The 19,284-nt window shown below is 59.6% G+C and carries 19 protein-coding genes; 14 read left to right on the top strand and 5 right to left on the bottom strand.

The window, feature by feature from the left end; translation table 11 throughout:
• Positions 1–23 precede the first annotated feature (23 nt).
• Positions 24–605 (bottom strand): tetratricopeptide repeat protein, encoded by a 582-nt coding sequence (locus ACAM27_RS00115; RefSeq protein ID WP_014420459.1) that lies wholly within the window; start codon positions 603–605, stop codon positions 24–26.
• A complete protein-coding gene (mrcB, locus tag ACAM27_RS00120) occupies positions 602–2,920 on the bottom strand; it encodes a penicillin-binding protein 1B (RefSeq protein WP_014420458.1) in 2,319 nt (772 codons plus the stop codon). The genes ACAM27_RS00115 and mrcB overlap by 4 nt, the downstream gene beginning before the upstream one ends.
• Positions 2,921–3,050: 130 nt before the next feature.
• Between mrcB and ACAM27_RS00125 the strand changes: the two genes are divergently transcribed.
• The 3 genes from ACAM27_RS00125 (at position 3,051) to ACAM27_RS00135 (ending at position 5,447) form a co-directional block, all read left to right on the top strand.
• Positions 3,051–4,631: a bifunctional aminoglycoside phosphotransferase/ATP-binding protein gene (locus ACAM27_RS00125; RefSeq protein WP_023007999.1), complete on the top strand. Its 1,581-nt coding sequence runs from the start codon at positions 3,051–3,053 to the stop codon at positions 4,629–4,631.
• 79 nt (positions 4,632–4,710) lie between these two features.
• Entirely contained in the window at positions 4,711–5,079 is a 369-nt protein-coding gene (locus ACAM27_RS00130; RefSeq protein ID WP_011784207.1) for a pentapeptide repeat-containing protein, read from the top strand.
• Positions 5,076–5,447, top strand: a complete 372-nt coding sequence (locus tag ACAM27_RS00135; RefSeq protein WP_023008000.1) for a Rieske 2Fe-2S domain-containing protein — start codon at positions 5,076–5,078, stop codon at positions 5,445–5,447. The genes ACAM27_RS00130 and ACAM27_RS00135 overlap by 4 nt, the downstream gene beginning before the upstream one ends.
• Here the strand turns inward: ACAM27_RS00135 and sfsA are convergent.
• Positions 5,431–6,162, bottom strand: a complete 732-nt coding sequence (gene sfsA, locus ACAM27_RS00140) for a DNA/RNA nuclease SfsA (protein WP_023008001.1) — start codon at positions 6,160–6,162, stop codon at positions 5,431–5,433. The genes ACAM27_RS00135 and sfsA overlap by 17 nt on opposite strands.
• A 172-nt stretch (positions 6,163–6,334) precedes the next feature.
• Here sfsA and dksA point away from each other — a divergent pair, with 172 nt between their 5' ends.
• The 11 genes from dksA (at position 6,335) to pgi (ending at position 18,332) form a co-directional block, all read left to right on the top strand.
• On the top strand, positions 6,335–6,775 hold the full coding sequence (gene dksA, locus ACAM27_RS00145; protein ID WP_008940629.1) for an RNA polymerase-binding protein DksA: 441 nt from the start codon (positions 6,335–6,337) through the stop codon (positions 6,773–6,775).
• Positions 6,776–6,822: 47 nt separating this feature from the next.
• Complete coding sequence (gene gluQRS, locus ACAM27_RS00150; RefSeq protein WP_369612380.1) at positions 6,823–7,740, top strand: tRNA glutamyl-Q(34) synthetase GluQRS; 918 nt, start codon at positions 6,823–6,825, stop codon at positions 7,738–7,740.
• Positions 7,741–7,744: 4 nt separating this feature from the next.
• Positions 7,745–7,921 carry a hypothetical protein gene (locus ACAM27_RS00155; protein ID WP_011784202.1) on the top strand — a complete coding sequence of 59 codons (177 nt, stop codon included), beginning with the start codon at positions 7,745–7,747 and terminating at the stop codon, positions 7,919–7,921.
• The gene (locus ACAM27_RS00160; protein WP_369612381.1) at positions 7,911–10,874 is read left to right on the top strand and encodes an ATP-binding protein; all 2,964 of its coding nucleotides are present in this window, start codon (positions 7,911–7,913) and stop codon (positions 10,872–10,874) included. The genes ACAM27_RS00155 and ACAM27_RS00160 overlap by 11 nt, the downstream gene beginning before the upstream one ends.
• A gap of 7 nt (positions 10,875–10,881) precedes the next feature.
• Positions 10,882–12,276, top strand: a complete 1,395-nt coding sequence (locus ACAM27_RS00165; protein ID WP_369612382.1) for a sigma-54-dependent transcriptional regulator — start codon at positions 10,882–10,884, stop codon at positions 12,274–12,276.
• 327 nt (positions 12,277–12,603) lie between these two features.
• Entirely contained in the window at positions 12,604–12,891 is a 288-nt protein-coding gene (locus ACAM27_RS00170; RefSeq protein WP_141068050.1) for a hypothetical protein, read from the top strand.
• A gap of 93 nt (positions 12,892–12,984) precedes the next feature.
• Positions 12,985–14,352, top strand: a complete 1,368-nt coding sequence (gene pcnB / locus ACAM27_RS00175) for a polynucleotide adenylyltransferase PcnB (RefSeq protein ID WP_369612383.1) — start codon at positions 12,985–12,987, stop codon at positions 14,350–14,352.
• On the top strand, positions 14,349–14,846 hold the full coding sequence (gene folK, locus ACAM27_RS00180) for a 2-amino-4-hydroxy-6-hydroxymethyldihydropteridine diphosphokinase (RefSeq protein ID WP_011784198.1): 498 nt from the start codon (positions 14,349–14,351) through the stop codon (positions 14,844–14,846). Before pcnB ends, folK (ACAM27_RS00180) begins: the two co-directional genes overlap by 4 nt.
• Positions 14,847–14,983: 137 nt before the next feature.
• On the top strand, positions 14,984–15,778 hold the full coding sequence (gene panB / locus ACAM27_RS00185) for a 3-methyl-2-oxobutanoate hydroxymethyltransferase (RefSeq protein ID WP_011784197.1): 795 nt from the start codon (positions 14,984–14,986) through the stop codon (positions 15,776–15,778).
• Positions 15,775–16,623, top strand: a complete 849-nt coding sequence (gene panC / locus ACAM27_RS00190; RefSeq protein WP_011784196.1) for a pantoate--beta-alanine ligase — start codon at positions 15,775–15,777, stop codon at positions 16,621–16,623. Before panB ends, panC begins: the two co-directional genes overlap by 4 nt.
• Before the next feature lie 47 nt (positions 16,624–16,670).
• Positions 16,671–18,332, top strand: a complete 1,662-nt coding sequence (pgi, locus tag ACAM27_RS00195) for a glucose-6-phosphate isomerase (protein ID WP_369612384.1) — start codon at positions 16,671–16,673, stop codon at positions 18,330–18,332.
• On the opposite strand, the gene folK (ACAM27_RS00200) is transcribed toward pgi, so the two are convergent.
• On the bottom strand, positions 18,306–18,830 hold the full coding sequence (gene folK / locus ACAM27_RS00200; protein WP_011784194.1) for a 2-amino-4-hydroxy-6-hydroxymethyldihydropteridine diphosphokinase: 525 nt from the start codon (positions 18,828–18,830) through the stop codon (positions 18,306–18,308). The genes pgi and folK (ACAM27_RS00200) overlap by 27 nt on opposite strands.
• The gene (folB, locus tag ACAM27_RS00205; RefSeq protein ID WP_011784193.1) at positions 18,827–19,198 is read right to left on the bottom strand and encodes a dihydroneopterin aldolase; all 372 of its coding nucleotides are present in this window, start codon (positions 19,196–19,198) and stop codon (positions 18,827–18,829) included. The genes folK (ACAM27_RS00200) and folB overlap by 4 nt, the downstream gene beginning before the upstream one ends.
• Positions 19,199–19,284: the final 86 nt, after the last annotated feature.

Consider the following 19,284-nt stretch of genomic DNA (forward strand, 5'->3'; position numbering starts at 1 on the left):
AACATTCATTCCGTCAACCCGGGTTACAGCGCCGCGGCCCTGGCCTCAGCCTGATCGGCCCCCGCCACGTTACCGCGAGCCCGGCGGATATCCGCCAGCAGCAACCAGCCAGAACGCTGCATGCGTTCATCGTTGCCCGCCAACGAGAGTCCCTTCAGAGTAAACTGCTCCGCAGCCCCCAGATTGTCCCCGGCAACGTAAGCCTCGGCCAACTTGAAATAGACTTCGGAAGATCTTGGCGCAATGCGCTGGGCACGTTCCAGTCGGGCGATGGCGCCGGCGGAATCACCCTGCCGAAGGCGCTGGTCAGCATCACGCACCAACGTGAGCGCGGCGGCCGGCAACTGGTCACCGGATTCGCTGTAGCTGGGCGCCCGGGTGCTCGGCGAGTCCGGCTCAGTGACCGTCGGTTGCTCACTCTTGCGCCATACCTGTTCGTCCTGTTCATCAGGAATATTGGTGCGTGGTGGTTCCGGCGCCGAACGGCGGTCATCGCCCCCCACGGGCACATAGATAGAGCCGCCACCCGGCCCGGTGGCGCAACCACCGGCCAGGCCGACAAACAGGGCCAGACAGGCTGACCGTATAATCACTTGTTTATTCATTGAAACAATCCTTCAAACCAACCTCGAATTTGCCGGCCAAGACTGCCGTTGCAGCCTGTGTGCTGTTCCGGCTCGCTGCCGGCGATAAACGGAATCAGCCGGGCATTGTCGCAGTTTTCGCCGGTCAGCGCCTGTTCGCCAGGGTTCACCCAGTGATACTGAACGCCATCGGGCATCACCGGTGAGAAACCGTGCTGGGGAATCTGCGCCATGGTGGCAGACCAGACCGGCAAGGCGCCGGAAGCCCCACTCAACGCGGTCGGGCCGTTATCATCACGGCCGACCCAGGCGACCGCCAGCAGGTCGCCGCTGAAACCGGCGAACCAGGAATCACGGCCATCGTCAGTAGTACCGGTCTTGCCCGCCAGTGTCAGGGAATCCGGTAACCGGTAGTAGGCTGACCGGCCCGTGCCTTCCTGCATGGTTTCCTGCATAACATACTGCACCAGATGCACCGCGGCAGGATCGGCCACCTGATCCACTTTCAGGCTATACCGGGACAAAGGCTCATTCGCGGCATCGGTGACTTCCCGAATGGTACGCAGGGGCGTATTGAAACCGGAGGTTGCCAGACCCTGATACAGCTGCGCGACATCCACCGGCGACAGGGAAATGGAACCCAGAAGCATCGACGGATAATCCGAAATAGGCGTGGTCACCCCAAAGGCCCTCAGCGTCTCCTGCACCGCCGGTATGCCCACATCCAGCCCTACACGCACGGCCGGCAGGTTGTACGAACGGGACAGAGCTTCATGCAAGGGCACCAGGCCACGCTCCTTGCCATCATAGTTCTGCGGCTGCCAGCGCCGACCATCGTCAAACTCGAGGGTGAAGGCCTTATCCTGAACCGGCGAAATCAAGGTGTAGCGCTCCGGCTGAGACAGCGCCGTCAGGTAGATAAACGGCTTCACCAGCGAACCGATAGGCCTCCGGGCGTCAACTGCCCGGTTAAAACCGGCAAAGCGGGGGTCTTTGCCCCCCACCAGCGCCAACACCTCGCCGGTATCCTTAGCGGTGACAACCACCGCCGCTTCCAGCGCCTCGGCCACCTCACCCGACGCCAGGCGAGGCAAGGTATCGGTTGCCGCCTTCTCAGCGGCCTGCTGAACTTCCGGATTCAGGGTGGTGAATATTCTCAGGCCCTCGCTCTGCAGGTCTTCCTCCCGGTAGTCCCGCGCCAGGTGTCGGCGTACCAGGTCGATATAGGCCGGGTAGCGATTATCGGTATAGGACGGTTTTGCGCTGAGGCCGAGAGGCCTTGCACTCGCCTCCCTGGCCTCTTGCCCGGAAATAACCCCGGCCTCAGCCATCTCGTCCAGCACCAGGTTACGCCGCGCCCTGGCCCGTTCCGGGTGCCGGCGCGGATTGTAATAACTGGGGCCTTTGACCATGCCAATCAGCAGGGCAATCTGGTGGACATCAATATCCTTCAGCGACTCGCCGAAGAAAAACTGGCTGGCCAGGCCAACACCATGAATGCTGCGAGTGCCTGCCTGGCCCAGATAAACTTCATTCAGGTAGGTTTCGAGGATGTCGTCCTTGTCATAATGCAACTCCAGCAATACCGACATCAGGGCTTCGTTGCCCTTGCGCAGAAGGGTTTGCTCCCGGGTCAGGAAAAAGTTCTTCACCAGTTGCTGGGTCAGTGTACTGCCGCCCTGAACTATTCGACCGGCCTTGATGTTCGCCACCATCGCCCGCGCAATGGAGAGTGGCGCGATGCCGAAATGCTCGTAGAACTGCCGGTCCTCCACAGCCATCAGACCGGCAATCATGGACTCGGGCACCTCATCCAGCTCCACCAGAATCCGATCCTCCCGATGGGAGGGGTATATTCCGCCAATCTGAGCCGGCTCCAGCCGAACAATCGGAGAGCTGTCACCCTCCATCACGGAAAACGAATCTACCCGATCACCACGAACCACCAGTGACAGACGCCGTCTGGGCTCCTTGCCATCCGGGAAAGAAAAACCCCGGGTGCTGATGACAAAACGGTCGCCATTTCGCTGCCAGGTTCCGGGCCGACGACCGTCGCCCGAGCGATAGCCTGCAAGCTCCAGTTCACGGACCAGCGCGGCGGCGCTGATACCGGCACCGTCGTAGAGTTCCAGGGGCCGGGCGTACACCCGGGAGGGCACTTCAAAGCGACGTCCTTCGAAGCGAGAGGTCACTACGGCATCGAGATAGACCATCCATCCCGCCAGCAGCACAAGGCACAGGGCAGCTGCGCGAAACAGCAAGCGCCAGAGACCGGAGCGTTTGCGGCGAGGACTGGATTCGGTTTTTTTCTTGCGGGGAGGCGTTTTTTTACTCATGGCAGGATTATATCGAAGGGGGCACCGCTATCGGCAGGTCTGGTGTGTGTTATTTCTGTAATCTGCCCGTTATAGTGGAGCCCTCCAAAAAACGAAAAATCAACAACTTCAAGGATTCCAGGAGCACAACGTGAGCGCCAACGGCCCGGATACACTGATCAAGGCACTGCAGAACCCGGAACTCTACGATCATCCGGTTAAGGATTTCCGCGTGATTGAGACCCATATCTCACAGGTTCTGCTCACCGGTGACTTTGCCTACAAGATCAAGAAACCCATGGATTTCGGGTTCCTGGATTTCTCCACCCTGGAACGCCGCAAACGCTTCTGCGAGGAAGAGCTGCGCCTGAACAGCCGTCTGGCGGCCGAACTGTATCTGGAGGTGGTGCCTATTACCGGTACCCCGGAGCAACCTCGCTTGGGCGGTGACGGCACCCCTTTCGAGTACGCCATTCGCATGCGCCAGTTCGATCAGAGCCAGCTGTTTGATGTGCGCCAGGAACGCGACGACCTGCCTGCAGAACTGCTCACCAATCTTGCCCGCCAGGTTGCAGACTTTCACAAAAGCCTGCCACCGGTCGCCGATGAAAAGCCCCTGGGCACCCCGGAGGCGGTGTATGCCGCCATGCAGGAAAACTTCGACCAGATCCGCCCCATGCTGGATGATGCCGGGTTACTGGCGCAGCTGGACAACCTGGAAGACTGGACCCGCACCACCTTCGAACGCTGCCGGGACTTAATCGCCCACAGACGGGAAAACGGGCTGGTGCGCGAATGTCATGGCGACCTGCACCTGGCCAACATTACCGTGTTCAATGATCAGGTGACGGTGTTTGACTGCATCGAGTTCAACGAGCCGTTCCGCTGGATCGACGTGATGAATGATCTGGCTTTCCTGCTTATGGACCTGGAATCCCGCCAGGAACCGGCGCTGGCGAACCGGGTGCTGAACACCTACCTGGAATACCGCGGTGATTTTGAAGGCCTGGCCTTGCTCCCCCTGTACAAGGCGTACCGCGCCATGGTGCGGGCCAAAATCGCCCTGTTCACCCTGGGCAACCCGAACCTGAGCGAGGCCGAGAAAACCGACCTGATGCAGCGTTACCGGAGCTACGCCCAACTGGCGGAGGATTACGGCGCCATACCGAATCATTACCTGCTGGCCACCACCGGCCTTTCCGCCAGCGGCAAGACCTGCGTGAGTGCCGCCATGGCGGAGGAACTCGGGCTAATCCGGCTGCGCTCTGACGTAGAGCGCAAGCGCCTGCACGGTCTGGGGCCCCTGGACGACAGCAAATCGGGCCTGGGTACCGATCTTTACAGCCCGGAAGCAACCGAAAAAACCTACGCGCATCTGGCAGAGCTGGCCGGAGAGCTGCTGGCTTCAGGGCTGTCTGTCATTGTCGATGCGGCCTGCCTGAAAGAGAAGGAGCGGGCTCAGTTTGCCGGTGTGGCCGAAAATCAGGGGGTCCCCTTCGCTCTGCTGCATTGCGAGGCGCCGGAAGCTCTGCGCCGAGAGTGGGTGCGCAAACGCAAAGGTGATGCCTCGGAGGCAACGGAAGAGTTGCTGGATGCTCAGCAAAGCTGGTTTGAGCCGCTGACCACTGAGGAGAAAACCCACACGGTGCACCTGCACACCGAGGATGAGCACGTTGCCGAGGCGGTTGCTGATCGCATCCGCCAGCATCTGGGCATGGCCGGGCCGGCCTGATCCGAGCTGCCCTGCCATTTTGGCAGGGCGCACTATACTGACACTAAAAACAAACCCTGCTGTCCGTGCGAGGTGCAAGATGGACGATATTCAGGAAAGCGATCTCCAGCATATAGACCACCCCCTGTACGACCTGCTCCGTAGCGAGGATATGGACGCCTTTAATGCCGAGAAAGCCAAACTGAGCGAGCTTCCGAGCTTCGCCCATGGCGATTTCCGCGGACTGGACCTGCGTGGCATGGACGCAAAGGGCCTGGACTTCCGCCATGGCTACTTCCGCGGCGCCGACCTCCGCGGCATCGATTTCTCGAAATCGAGAATGGAAGGAGCCAGCATTGCCAGCGCCAAGATATCCGGCTGCTATTTCCCGCACCGCCTGGAAGCCGACGAAATCGTGATGTCACTCAACCACGGCACCCGTATGCGTTACGCCATCCTGCCCAAATGAGTGCCCACGCAGCCAACTGGCAAACCGTCGCGGCGGCGAGTGAGCTTGTTCCCGGCCAGTTCCTGGAATTTCGCCTGAAAGAGAAAGCGAAAGAACCGGCCGGCATGCCCCTCACCGGTTTTGCCTTTCTGGATGGCACCACACCCCGAGCCTACCTCAACCTGTGCCCTCACCTGGGCATTGAGCTGAACTGGATGCCGGGCCGATTCATGGACAGCGACAATCTGTTTATCCAGTGTTCCACCCACGGTGCCCTGTTCAAACCCGGTACCGGTGAGTGCATTGCGGGCCCTTGCCAGGGCGATGCACTCTCCACCCTGGACATTCGCCTTGAAGAGGGTGAGGTGCAGGTCAGGGTTCCAGACTGACCGGCACTTCCTCAACCAGTTCCAGGCGCCCCGAGGGGTTGCCATCTTCACCGGCCAGTGCGGCCCGATAGGCAATCACCTCTACCCCGGCTTCGCAAGCTTCTCGAAGCAGCTGACCATAGCGGGCATCGATATGATCCGCAGGCCGGACCTGCTCGATTCCGGTGTGGTTCACCACAAAAAACAGCACTGCCCGGTCTCCGTTCTGAACCTGAGCCATTAGCTCCCTCAGATGTTTCTGGCCACGCTCGGTGACGGCGTCCGGGAAATAGCCTTCCCCGCCCTCGGCCAGGGTAACGTTTTTTACCTCCACCCAGGCATCGGGATCGTGATCATGGCCCGACAACAACAGATCGATCCGGCTTTTCTCCGAACCGTAACGCACCTCGGCCCGGCAAAAAGCGTAGCCGGCCAGGCTCTGAACCACACCGGCTTCGATAGCGGCGCGGGCCTGAGCGTTGGGGCGGGCCGTATTGACGCAGGCAAGCACCCCCGGCTCCGTCTCCACCAACTCCCAGGTGTACTGGAGCTTACGCTTGGGATTGTCACTCCGGCTCAACCACACCCGGGCATTTTCCGGCTGGCACCCAAGCATGGAACCGGTGTTGGGACAGTGGGCAGTTACCTCGGAGCCATCCGGCAATTGCACGTCCGCCAGGAAGCGTTTGTAGCGGCGAATCAGCCGCCCTTCTACCAAAGGTTCAGGAAACTTCATGTGCTCTCCGCAAAAAGTACGTGTCACAAGGCTGGCACCCCTGTGACTTATCTGCTATTTTCCGCAAATTCCCGTTTCAGGACGAATGCTATCCAGGGTAAAACCGCGCAGCCACACTGGCGCGGAGGGAAGCAAAGCGTTCTTGTGAAGTACAAACAAGAGGCCGGGTTCAATGGCAAACACTGCAGAACAACCACGCGAACGTTTTACCAACTTCACCCCTTATGAAATGAAGAAGGGTGAAGAATACATGAGTGCGGAAATGCTCCAGCACTTCAAAGATCTGCTGCTGCAATGGAAGCAGGAGCTGATGGAAGAAGTCGACCGCACCATGCACCACATGCAGGAAGACGCAGCAAACTACGCGGATCCCAGCGATCGCGCAACCCAGGAAGAAGAGTTCAGCCTGGAACTACGCACCCGCGACCGCGAGCGGAAGCTGATCAAGAAAATCGACCAGACTATCGATCGTATCGACAAGGACGACTACGGTTTCTGCGACCAGTGTGGTGTGGAAATCGGCATTCGTCGTCTGGAGGCCCGTCCGACGGCCACTCTGTGCATCGATTGCAAGACCCTGGCTGAGATTCGCGAACGCCAGACCGGCATCTGACGCTTCCCCGGGCCGGCGGCGTGTCCTCCGCCGGCCCTTCTACGCCTATGGCGACTTCACGTTATCGCGGGCGGTTTGCCCCTTCCCCCACCGGCCCACTGCACTTTGGTTCCCTGGTAACGGCTTTGGCCAGCTGGCTGGAAGCAAAGCATGCCCGCGGTGACTGGCTGGTTCGCATCGAAGACCTTGACCCACTAAGGGAACCCCCGGAAGCCACCGGCCAGATACTGCACTCACTGGAATGCCACGGCCTTTTCCCCGACGAGCCCGTCCGCTTTCAGTCCCGGCGCCATGACGCCTACCAGCGCACCATCGAAACTCTGCTGGCGCAGGACAAAGCCTATCGCTGCCGGTGCTCACGCAAACAACTCAAAGACAACCACGGCTACCATCCCAATCGGTGCCGGCGAGGTGACACCAGCCCCGGGGATGGCCCATACGCCGTTCGCTTTGCCCTCGAAGATGAAGCAAGTCACTGGCAGGACGATCTGCTTGGCCCCCAGGTACAGATGGTGCAGGCCGAACTGGACGATCCGGTCATTCTGCGCAAGGAAGGTTTCTACGCCTATCAGCTGGCAGTCGTTGTCGACGATATCGACCAGGGCATCACTCATGTGGTTCGCGGCTCTGACCTGCTCGACATGACCGCGCAGCAACAACAGGTCTTCCGGGCCCTGGGTGCCGAGCCACCCCACTGGCTGCACATTCCGGTAATCGTCAATGAACAAGGCCAGAAACTCAGCAAGCAGACCCACGCTCCGGCCCTGGATGACGATCACCCTGCCCGCAATCTCTTTCTGGCACTTCAGGCCATGGGGCAGCAACCGGAGCCGACACTCGCTCGTGCCACGGTTGAAGAAGTTCTCAATTGGGCCGAGGCCCACTGGCAACGGAGCGCCATTCCCCTGACATCCGGGCAGGCCCGTGGTATAACCGGCGGGACACTTTCGCCTTCGGACCGATAACCCGATGTATATCTACCGCCTGGTATTTCTGCTGGTACTGGCTATCTACATTTTTTCGCCCAATATCCTGGATTGGTGGACATCGCCGGAGAATGCCTGGTACAGCCCCTTCGTGATCTGGGGTGGGCTGATTGCTATCGGTTTCTGGCTGGAATGGCGGCGGGATCCCAATGAGTTTTAGCGCCACCGGCCTGCTCCTGGCCAGCCTGTTTTATCTGATCGTTCTGTTCGGCATTGCCTGGGGCACCGAACGGGGCACGTTATTGCGCCGCTGGGTTCGCCACCCACTGATCTATACCCTTAGCCTTGGGGTTTATGCCGGCATCTGGGCCGTCTACGGCGCCATTGGTATGGCGGCGGACTCCGGCTACGGCTTCCTGGCCTATTACCTGGGCATCAGCGGCGCCTTCCTGCTGGCACCGGTTTTGCTCAACCCGATTCTCCGCATAGGCCGCGCCTACCAGCTGACGTCGCTGGCCGATCTTTTCGCCTATCGTTACCGCAGCCAGTGGGCGGGCACCCTGGTCACCCTGTGTTCGGCTGCAGCCATTCTGGCCTTGCTGAGCATGCAGATTCAGGCAGTCTCGGTTTCCGCCAGCCTGCTCGCCCCGGATGCGCCGCCGAAAGTTATCAGCGTCATGTTTAGCCTGATCGTGGTGCTGTTCACCATGCTGTTTGGTGCCCGTCGCCATCAGGCCTCCGGCAACCATCAGGGGCTGGTACTGGCCATCGCCTTCGACTCCCTGGTGAAAGTGGTTGCCCTCCTGGTTTTAGGCGGCGTTATCCTGTTCTCGGTTTTCGGTGGTACCAATGGGCTTGAGGCCTGGTTGGCGGAAACTTCACATCCGGAAGCCACCATGACCATGGCAATTAATGACGGAAGCTGGCGGGCACTGCTGCTGATGTCGTTCGCCGCGGCCCTGGTGCTCCCCCACATGTACCACATGACTTTCAGTGAGAACCCGTCCCCCCGTGCCCTCGCGAAGGCCAGCTGGGGATTGCCACTGTACCTGCTGCTGGTCGGCCTGCCGGTGCCGCTGATTGTCTGGGGTGGCCAGGCGCTGTCGGTTGACGCTCCGCCGGCCTTTTTCAGTATCGGCGTAGCCCAGGCCCTGGAGAGCCCCGTCCTGACCATGGCCATGTACATTGCCGGGCTTTCCGCCGCCAGCGGACTGATGATCGTCAGTACCCTGGCCCTGTCCGGCATGGTGCTTAACCACGTTGTTCTGCCGCTCAAGACGCCCCGGGATCAAGGTGACATCTATCGCTGGCTGCAGTGGGTCAAACGCCTACTGATTGCCGTCATCCTGTTTCTGGCCCTGCTGTTCCATGAAACCATTGGCCAGCACCTGGACCTGTCTATTCTGGGCGCCATCTCGCTCTCCGGCACACTGCAGCTGCTGCCGGGCGCGCTTGGCGTTATCTACTGGCCGGAAGGCAACCGCCGTGGCCTGATTGCCGGCCTGTTTACCGGCCTGTTCATCTGGTTGATCACCTTGGTGTTGCCGTTCTCGGTGGCGGCAGACATCCTGTCCTGGCTTGAGTTGCCGGTTACGCCCGGCTACGACAACTGGCACCTGTTCACCTTCGTCAGCCTGACCGCCAACATCAGTGTGTTCGCGCTGGTCTCAATTCTCAGCCCGGCATCACCGGAGGAAACCAGTGCCGCTCAGGCGTGCTCGCTAGGCGCCCTGTCCCGGCCGCAGCGGCGGGAACTGCTGGCGGCATCCTCCAACGAATTCGTGCAGCAACTGGCCGAGCCACTGGGCATCCGGGTCGCCCGCCGGGAAGTGGAGCGGGCCCTGAACCAGCTCAAGCTCCCCAATGTCGAGTTCCGGCCTTACCAGTTGCGGCGGTTGCGGGATCAAGTGGAAATCAACCTGTCTGGCCTGTTGGGGCCTTCGGTCGCACGGGACATCGTCAAGCGCCACCTGGGCTTCAAACCGCTGACCCATGGAGGTACCGGACAGGATATTCGCTATGTGGAGCGAGCGCTGGGCGATTACCAGAATCAGCTCACTGGCCTGGCCGGCGAACTGGACAACCTTCGCCGCCACTACCGGCAGACCCTGCAAAACCTGCCCATCCCCGCCTGTTCAGTGGGTGAAGACGGCGAAATTCTGATGTGGAATCATGCCATGGAGAGCCTCACCAACATTTCCGCCGAGGAAGTGGTCGGGGCCAAGCTGCTGGCACTGCCGGAGCACTGGCACGCCCTGCTGGACGATTTCAATCGAGGCGACGACCTGCACCGCTACAAGCACAGGTTGGATCTTCGCGGCAAGCCACATTGGCTGAACCTGCACAAGGCGGCGCTAAGCGGCCCGGATCACACCGAAGGCGGCTCGATCATCCTGGTGGAAGACCAGACCGAAACCCGCCTGCTGGAAGATGAATTGATGCACAGCGAACGACTGGCCTCCGTGGGGCGCCTCGCGGCCGGCGTCGCTCACGAAATCGGTAATCCCGTCACCGGCATCTCGTCTCTGGCCCAGAACCTGAAACTGGAAACCGATGATCCCTCCATTCTGGAAACCGCAGACCAGATCCAGCAGCAAACCCGACGCATATCCACCATCCTGCAGTCGCTGATGAACTTCGCACGTACCGGCAACCACGCCCACGCCAACCGTTATGAGCCGGTCAGCCTGCACCGCTGCATTGATGAATCCATCAACCTGCTGTCGCTCAGTGACAAGGGGCTCGGCATCAGCTTTCTGAACGAGTGCCCCGCCAGCCTGCAGGTGCTGGGAGATGAACAACGGCTGGTGCAGGTATTCATCAACCTGCTGGCCAACGCCCGGGACGCCTCCCCAGACGGCGGTACCATCCGGGTTGCTGGAAAGGCCGACGGCTACTCCGCTATCATCGAGGTCATTGACGAAGGCTCCGGCATACCGGCAGACCAGCTGGATCATATTTTCGAACCGTTTTACACCACCAAGGCCCCCAACAAAGGAACCGGACTTGGCCTGTCACTGGTGTACAGCATCATTGAAGAGCACTATGGCAACATTCAGGTGGAAAGCCCGGCCAATCCGGAAACCGGCCTGGGCACCTGCGTGAGACTCCGCCTGCCTGCCTACGAGCCTGATACCGACAGCGGTTACAGCAGCCCGAACGAAAGGTCGTGAACACCCTATGCCCCGTATTCTGATTGTTGAAGACGAAGACATTATCCGCTCGGCGGTTCGCAAACTTCTCCAGCACGCCGGCTATGAGGTGACAGATGCTGTCTCGGTGGAAGAAGCCGAGGGCCTCGACCCGGACAGCTTCGACCTGGTCATCACCGATCTGCGCCTGCCAGGCGCCGCCGGTACGGAAATGATCAACCGCGCCCCCAACACGCCGGTACTGATCATGACCAGTTATGCCAGTTTGCGGTCCGCGGTTGACTCCATGAAGATGGGCGCCGTGGACTACATTGCCAAACCCTTCGACCATGACGAAATGCTCGCGGCTGTAGAGAATATTCTGGCACGCAAGTCTTCGGCTTCCGATGAAACAACCGGTTCTGGTGATGCCGCCAGCACGAGCGGGCCCGACTCGGACCCATCCGAGATCATGTTTGGCCAGTGTGAGCCCATGCAGAAGGTGTTCACCCTGATTCGCAAAGTCGCCCCCACCGAGACCACAGTGCTTATCCAGGGCGAATCCGGTACCGGTAAGGAACTGGCGGCACGGGCTCTGCACCTGCTCAGCCCGCGAGCCCGCAAACCGCTCATCTCCGTAAACTGCGCTGCCATTCCCGAAAGCCTGATCGAATCGGAACTGTTTGGCCACGAGAAAGGCGCCTTTACCGGCGCCGTCTCGGCCCGCACCGGGCTGATTGAAGCGGCAGACGGCGGCAGTCTGTTCCTGGATGAAATCGGCGAACTACCTGCCGAAGCCCAGGCCCGATTGCTGCGGGTGTTGCAGGAAAGCGAGATTCGCAAAGTGGGCTCCACCCAGAGCCGGACCGTGGACGTGCGGATGATCGCCGCAACCCACCGAAACCTGAAAGCCATGACCAGAACCGGCGAGTTCCGGGAAGACCTTTACTACCGGCTGAACGTGATGCAGATCCGCATCCCCCCCCTGCGGGAGCGTCGTGCCGACATTCTGGGCCTGGCCCGCCGGTTCCTGAAACGCCAGGCCAGCAAGCTTGGCCGTCCGGAGCTGTCTCTGAGCCCGGAGGCCATGCAGGCCCTGGAACGCTACCGCTGGCCCGGTAACGTCCGGGAACTGGAAAACGCCATCGAACGGGCCTCAATCCTGACCGATGGCGATGTCATTACCCCGGCGGTACTGGACCTGGACAGCGACTCCGCCGACGAATACATCCCGGAAACACTGGTTGAGGGCAATAATGAACAAACCCCTGCAAGGGATGTCGATTCGTCCAACGATCTGTCGCTGGAGGATTACTTCCAACACTTTGTGCTTGAAAATCAGGACCGGATGAGCGAGACCGAGCTGGCACAGAAGCTGGGCATCAGCCGGAAGTCACTTTGGGAGCGTCGGCAACGCCTGGGCATTCCCCGCAAAAAAGCCTGACCCAAAGAATGAACCTAGAATCAGTTGTTACCACCTGTTCCTCTCGGTAACACTTCCTGTCCAGATCATGAGACCCAGGTAACACTTTCAGGAGATACGGGGTAACACTTACACACCTCATTTTCACAACCCCTTGTTTAACAAGACTTTTCAAAAACTGGCACGACCACTGCACTCTAATAAGCGCACAACAACAAAAACAAAAGTGACAACGCAGCGCCAAAACAAAAACAAATAGCTGCACGAGCGCCCGGCAACAAAAACAAGAACAGGGTGCAAGCGAACTGAGTGTTTTGGGTACTATGCTTTTTAGGGGTCCCACGACACGTGCGAGTTGTAGATGTAGAGAAGAATCGTCTTCCAGGCGACACTGCAGATACTCCCATAACCCGCACCGTGTTCCTGGCCGCTCTATGTATTCAAAGCTTTCCGTTTGCATTGCTTAAGGTCCTTATCTTGGGGACAACACAGTGGGGTAAAAGAATCAAAAAGAATCCCGGCAACAACAAAAACAATGCAGATCGTCAACGCTTTCAGGGCGGATTCGTGAAAACGGATCCGCCTTTTGATTTTCCGGACTGCCAAAAACAGCCTTCCCTCAACAGGCCTCCATGACCACTTTATTCACTGGCATTTCCGTCAAACATGTGCAATTCCTGCGCAAACCGTTAAAATCCCCGTTTTTGCGCTTCGCAAACACGGAATTCCATGCCTAAACGACTTGTTGAAAAACTACGCTCCTTCATTCCCGGCAACGGGAAGAAGAAAGCCCGCCACTACCAGCGGCAGGAGATCCCGCGGGATCAGCACAACGTCTCCCGCTCCATGATCAGTGAACCGGCCAAGAAGGTACTGCACCGTCTGAACAAGTCCGGCTACGAGGCCTATCTGGTGGGCGGTGGCGTTCGCGACATTCTCCTTGGCGGACAACCCAAAGACTTCGACATAGCCACCAACGCAACACCCGAAGAAGTTCACGACCTGTTCCGGAACTCCCGCCTGATTGGTCGCCGCTTTCGCATTGTGCACGTGGTGTTTGGGCGGGAAATCATCGAAGTAACCACCTTTCGTGGTAATGCCCGGGATACCGATGACGACCTGGCCGACGACGAGCACAAGACCAGTGAACATGGTCTGTTACTGCGGGATAATGTCTATGGCAATCAGGAAGAAGACGCACTGCGGCGCGACTTCACCATCAATGCGTTGTATTACTGCATCCGGGATTTCTCCATTATCGACTTTGCCAACGGTGTGCAGGATCTGAAAAACCGTCAGATCCGCCTGATTGGCGACCCGGAAACCCGCTATCGGGAAGATCCCGTGAGAATGCTGCGCGCCATTCGTTTTGCGGCCAAACTCGATTTCGACATTGAACCGGAAACAGAGGCCCCCATTCGGGAGCTGGCCCCGCTCTTGGCGCACATCCCTCCGGCCCGGCTGTTCGATGAAGTCCTCAAACTGTTCTCCGCCGGCCACGGCGAGGCAACCTATCGCCTGCTTCAGGATTATGGGCTGCTGGCCCCACTGTTCCCGGAGACCGCCCGGGCACTGGATGCCGGCGAACCCGATGAACTGATACTGCAAGCCCTTCGCAACACCGATGCCCGGATTGCCCAGGGCAAATCAGTGACCCCGTATTTCCTGTTTGCGGCCATGCTCTGGCCGGCTCTGCAGGTGGAATGGCGCAGGCGCCAGGACAATGGCGATCCGGTTCAGCCCGCGCTGCACGGCGCCATCGGCAAGGTGATCGGGCGCCAGGTGCAGGCAACCGCAATACCGAAACGTTTCTCGGGCCCCATGAAAGAAATCTGGGAACTGCAGATGCGGCTACCCCGTCGCCAGGGCAAACGTGCGTTCGGTACCATGACCCATCCGCGCTTCCGGGCGGCCTACGATTTTCTGCTGGTGCGGGAAGCCGCGGGCGAAATTGAGCCGGGCCTCGGGCAATGGTGGACGGAATTCCAGCAGGCGGATGAGCGTGCGCAGGAAAAAATGCTTTCCGAGCTGGGCTCCGGTGGTCCGAAAAAGCGCCGTCGCAAGCGCAAACCTGCAAGAAAACCGCCCCAGCCATGACAGTCGATGCCTATATTGGGCTGGGCAGCAATCTGGAACAGCCTGCAGCCCAACTGGCAAGAGCCGTGTCGGAACTCGCGGGCTTACCCAAATCCACACTGGTCGCGCAATCTCCGTTCTATGCCAGCCGCCCCGTCGGCCCGCAGGATCAACCAGATTTCGTTAACGGTGCCGTTCATCTGCGTACCGATCTTTCTGCCCACGAACTGCTGGATTGCCTGCAAGCTATTGAACAGGCCCACGGCCGTGAGCGGCTGAGGCACTGGGGACCACGCACCCTGGATCTGGATCTGCTGCTGTTTGGTCAGACAACCCTCAACGACGCGCGCCTGACCGTTCCCCACGCGGAACTGGCCAACCGTGATTTCGTCCTGCAACCCCTGCTGGACCTGGCCCCGGAACTGGCACTGCCGGACGGCACCACCGTTGCGGAACTACGCCGAGATTGCCCGGACAACCAGCTGCGCAAGCTGCCAGCCCAGGCGCACCCCTGACCAGGTTCCTTATGGCATCCAGGTGAGGAAGACCATGCTACTCTTGTGTCTGATATACCCGGGATTTACATTAACGCTCTGAGCACCGGTCGACCCCGGTCCAAAACTGGCCCATCCACCCAAAAGGCAAGGATTCTATGGCAGTTACCATCAATACCCTGCGGGAATACAAGCAAAAAGGCGAAGCCTTCTCTGCACTGACCTCCTATGATGCAACCTTTGCTCAGGTTGTCAGCGAGGCTGGCGTTGATGTCATCCTGATTGGCGACTCTCTTGGTATGGTGCTGCAAGGCCACGACAGTACGCTCCCGGTCACCATGGATCAGATGGTGTATCACACCAGCTGTGTCGCCCGCGGTAACAAAGGCGCCCTGATCATGGCCGATATGCCGTTCATGTCCTACGGTACCGTTGCCGATGCACTGGACAATGCTGCGGAGCTGATGCGCGCCGGCGCCCACATGGTCAAGCTGGAAGGCACCGACTGGATGAAGGACACCATCGAAGCCCTGAGTGAACGTGGTGTGCCTGTTTGTGCCCACCTGGGCCTGACGCCACAGTTCGTCAACAAGTTCGGCGGCTACAAGGTACAGGGACGTGATGAGAAGGCCGCCGAGGCCATGATTGAGCATGCTTGCGAACTGGAAGCCGCCGGTGCCGATCTCATCCTTCTGGAGTGTGTACCGGCCCCGCTCGCCGCTCGTATCACCCAGGCCGTGAAGGCGCCGGTCATCGGCATCGGAGCAGGCTCGGATACCGATGGCCAGGTACTGGTACTGCACGACATGCTGGGCGTCACCACCGGCCGCAAACCCCGTTTCGTGAAGAACTTCCTCGCCGAGACCGACTCCATCCCGGAAGCCATTGCGGCTTATGCCCAAGCCGTCAAAGCACGCACTTTCCCAGCCGAGGAGCATACGTTCAAGGCATGAGAACCGTACACTCACTCAAAGAACTGCGCACGATTCTGCGGGGCTATCGCCAGCAGGGTAAGACCATCGGTCTGGTACCCACCATGGGCAACCTGCACGAGGGCCATATCTCGCTGGTGCGCAAGGCGGCCGAGGCCTCCGATATCGTCGTCACCAGTATTTTCGTGAACCCGATGCAGTTCGGCGCCAATGAAGACCTGGACACCTACCCGCGAACCCTGGTTGAAGACCAGGAAAAGCTGGCGGCAGCGGGCAATACTCTGGTCTTTGCCCCGGGCGTTGAAGAGATCTACCCGGAAGGGCTCGCCAATCAGACCAAGGTGGTGGTTCCCGAAGTCAGCGAGGGCCACTGTGGCGCCAGCCGGCCGGGCCACTTTGAAGGCGTGGCCACCGTGGTTACCATGTTGTTCAACATGGTTCAGCCCGACATTGCCGTGTTTGGCGAAAAGGATTTTCAGCAGTTGGCGGTGATACGCAAACTTGCCCGGGATCTGATGATTCCGGTGGAAGTGATTGGCGCGCCGACGGTGCGGGAAGACGATGGCCTGGCGAAAAGCTCCCGTAACGGCTATCTGTCCGAGCAGGAGCGGGGCATCGCTCCGGTGGTGTTCCGGACACTCCGTCATACCGCTGACCAGTTGGCACAAGGACGCACCGACTACAGTATCCTCGAGCAGGAGGCACGCGATGCACTGTCTGAGGCAGGGCTCAGGCCGGACTACTTCAACATCGTCAACAGCCTGACCCTGAAGCCCGCCAGCAAGGATGACCGCGAGCTCACACTACTGGTCGCAGCGTTCCTGGGTACCACCCGTTTGATTGATAACCTCTCGATCACGCGCTGAAACCTCACTATGGAGCCTCACCCCCAGACAACGGAAGGGACCCCCTGATGCCTGAGAAACACCCTGCGCTCACCAGCCGAGCAGAATGGCAAGCTCTCAACGACGCCAAAGCCCGGCTCGAACATCTACCCATGCGGGAGCTGTTTCAGCAGGATCCGGGCCGTGCCCAGCGTTACCTGGTAGAGGGTGCCGGCCTGTCGCTGGATTTCTCCCGCAACCGGCTGACGGACGAAGTGCTGGAGGCTCTGCTCAACCTGACCCGGGCCTGTGGTCTGGAGGAACGTCGTACGGCCTTGTTCCGGGGCGGTCTGGTGAACCTCACGGAACAACGCCCCGCCCTGCACACCGCCCTTCGTGAGGGTGAACAGGGCGAGGTTCGGGTGAACGGCGACAACGTCATTCCCGAAATCCATCGCACACTGGGGAAGATGGAAGCGCTGGTTGAAAGCATTCACAGTGGTGAACGCACCGGCCACTCCGGCGCCCGTTTTACCGACGTTGTCAGTATTGGCATCGGAGGCTCGTTTCTCGGGCCGAAGCTGGCCGTCGAGGCGCTACGCCCGTACTGGCAGGGCTCCATTAACTGTCACTTTGTCGCCAACATCGATGGCACCGACATTACCGAAACCCTGGCATGCCTGAATCCGGACACCACGCTGTTTCTGGTGCAGTCAAAATCCTTCCGTACCCAGGAAACCCTGGAGAACAGCCTGCTCGCCCGGCAATGGTTTCTCGATAATGGTGGCAACGCAGCCTCGGTCTCCCAGCATTTCATGGCAGTCACGGCCAACGTCGAAGAAGCGGCCCGGTTCGGCATCGAACCCGCCAACACCTTTCCCATGTGGGATTGGGTAGGTGGTCGTTATTCCCTCTGGTCCGCCATCGGCCTGCCGATTGCGTTAACGCTTGGCATGGCGGCATTCCGGGAGCTACTCGCCGGTGCACATGCCATGGACACCCATTTCAGGGAAGCGCCCGAGCGGGAAAACCTGCCGGTAATCATGGCCATGCTCAGCGTGTGGTACAACAATTTCTGGGGCGCCGAGAGCCATGCGGTACTGCCCTATGACGAATACCTGAAATACCTGCCGGAGCACCTTCAGCAGCTGGATATGGAGAGTAACGGCAAGCGCGTAACCCAGAATGGCATCAGCGTGGATTACCCTACCGGGCCCGTGCTCTGGGGCGGCGTGGGCGCTAACGGCCAGCACGCCTATCACCAACTGATTCATCAGGGTACCCGGCTGATTCCTGCCGACTTCATCATTCCCCTGAGGTCCCACAATCCGGTGGCCAGCCACCATGCTGCTCTGTTTGCCAATTGTCTGTCTCAGGCACGGGCCATGATGGCCGGAAAGACGGAAGCAGAGGCCGAACAGGAACTGCTGGCCGGCGGTCTTGATGGTGATGCCGCCCGCCAACTGGCCCCACACAAGGCCATTCCCGGTAACCGGCCCTGCAACATCCTGCTGATGGAACGCCTGACTCCGCACACCCTGGGGGCACTGATTGCACTTTATGAACACCGCACCTTCGTGCAGAGCGTGATCTGGGATATTGATTGCTTTGATCAATGGGGCGTGGAGCTGGGCAAACAGATTGGCAACGAAATTCTTCCGAAACTGCTGAGCGAGAGTGAAGATGGCAGCGCTGGAGACAGCGCCACCGACAACCTGATCCGGTTATTCCGCGACCGCTCCGGAACTTGAGATCTGACGCCCCTGCCAGGTGAAATCGACGGGCCAGAGCTTCTGGTCCTTCTGGTAAGACTGCCAGAGGCTGCGATAGCTCTCTCCACACACAGGGTGCAATTCGTCCGGAGCAATATCGGCCAGCGGCCTCAGGACAAATGCGTTTTTTAGGATTTCAGCCCGGGGCAGTTCAACCCCATCAAGGGTGCCGGTCGCATCGCCCCAGGTGAGAATATCCAGATCCAGAGTCCTTGGACTGAACTTGGGCGCCGAAGCTTTGCGGCCGTTGTCTGCCTCAAGTTTTTTGAAGCGCCGGGAAAGCTCTCCTACCGACATATCGGTATCCACACCCACCACCAGGTTCAGAAAATCCGAGCCATCGAAGCCGACCGATTCGCTCTCGTAAACCGGAGAAATGGCCAATTCTCCAAACCAACCGGCCAGAGCATCCAGCGCCGCGCTGACATGGCGATAGCGTTCAATATTACTGCCGATACTGATGTATACACGTTTCATGCCCGTGCCCCCCGCTCAATTCTCACGCCCACCGAGCGTGCGGCCGGCACAGCACCGGGCTTGCTCAACGTCAGCCTCAGCCAACGCACGCCAAACTCGCTCTGCAGCAAACGGGCAACTTCCTCTGCGGCCCGCTCCAGCAACTCCGGCTGCAGCGTTTTCAGGCACTGACTGACCCGCTCGCTAACGGCGGCGTAATCAAGTGCATCGGCAACATCGTCACTGGCGCCGGGCACCGAGTTATCCCACGCCAGTTCCAGATCCACCAGTAGCCGCTGTGTGACTTCGCGTTCCCAATCGTACACCCCGATCACGGTTTCCACCGCCAGTCCTTCGATCAGGACTGTGTCCCATTTGCCATTTGCCAAACCGGTCTCCCGAGCCTTCCACTGATGGCTGATTGAATATTACACAGGCAGACGATACTGTGACGGACAACCAGCCTGCCTTGATG

The sequence above is a fragment of the Marinobacter sp. RI1 genome (genome assembly GCF_041155085.1).
Classification (GTDB): domain Bacteria; phylum Pseudomonadota; class Gammaproteobacteria; order Pseudomonadales; family Oleiphilaceae; genus Marinobacter; species Marinobacter nauticus.

Bases quoted from the DNA above. Each gene is read 5' to 3' on its own strand.
- ACAM27_RS00115 (WP_014420459.1), bottom strand. From the start codon at position 605: ATGAATAAACAAGTGATTATACGGTCAGCCTGTCTGGCCCTGTTTGTC.
- sfsA (WP_023008001.1), bottom strand. From the start codon at position 6,162: ATGAAGTTTCCTGAACCTTTGGTAGAAGGGCGGCTGATTCGCCGCTAC.
- ACAM27_RS00135 (WP_023008000.1), top strand. From the start codon at position 5,076: ATGAGTGCCCACGCAGCCAACTGGCAAACCGTCGCGGCGGCGAGTGAG.
- gluQRS (WP_369612380.1), top strand. From the start codon at position 6,823: ATGGCGACTTCACGTTATCGCGGGCGGTTTGCCCCTTCCCCCACCGGC.
- folK (WP_011784198.1), top strand. From the start codon at position 14,349: ATGACAGTCGATGCCTATATTGGGCTGGGCAGCAATCTGGAACAGCCT.
- panB (WP_011784197.1), top strand. From the start codon at position 14,984: ATGGCAGTTACCATCAATACCCTGCGGGAATACAAGCAAAAAGGCGAA.
- panC (WP_011784196.1), top strand. From the start codon at position 15,775: ATGAGAACCGTACACTCACTCAAAGAACTGCGCACGATTCTGCGGGGC.
- ACAM27_RS00160 (WP_369612381.1), top strand. From the start codon at position 7,911: ATGAGTTTTAGCGCCACCGGCCTGCTCCTGGCCAGCCTGTTTTATCTG.
- folK (WP_011784194.1), bottom strand. From the start codon at position 18,830: ATGAAACGTGTATACATCAGTATCGGCAGTAATATTGAACGCTATCGC.
- ACAM27_RS00155 (WP_011784202.1), top strand. From the start codon at position 7,745: ATGTATATCTACCGCCTGGTATTTCTGCTGGTACTGGCTATCTACATT.
- ACAM27_RS00130 (WP_011784207.1), top strand. From the start codon at position 4,711: ATGGACGATATTCAGGAAAGCGATCTCCAGCATATAGACCACCCCCTG.
- pgi (WP_369612384.1), top strand. From the start codon at position 16,671: ATGCCTGAGAAACACCCTGCGCTCACCAGCCGAGCAGAATGGCAAGCT.
- mrcB (WP_014420458.1), bottom strand. From the start codon at position 2,920: ATGAGTAAAAAAACGCCTCCCCGCAAGAAAAAAACCGAATCCAGTCCT.
- pcnB (WP_369612383.1), top strand. From the start codon at position 12,985: ATGCCTAAACGACTTGTTGAAAAACTACGCTCCTTCATTCCCGGCAAC.
- ACAM27_RS00165 (WP_369612382.1), top strand. From the start codon at position 10,882: ATGCCCCGTATTCTGATTGTTGAAGACGAAGACATTATCCGCTCGGCG.
- dksA (WP_008940629.1), top strand. From the start codon at position 6,335: ATGGCAAACACTGCAGAACAACCACGCGAACGTTTTACCAACTTCACC.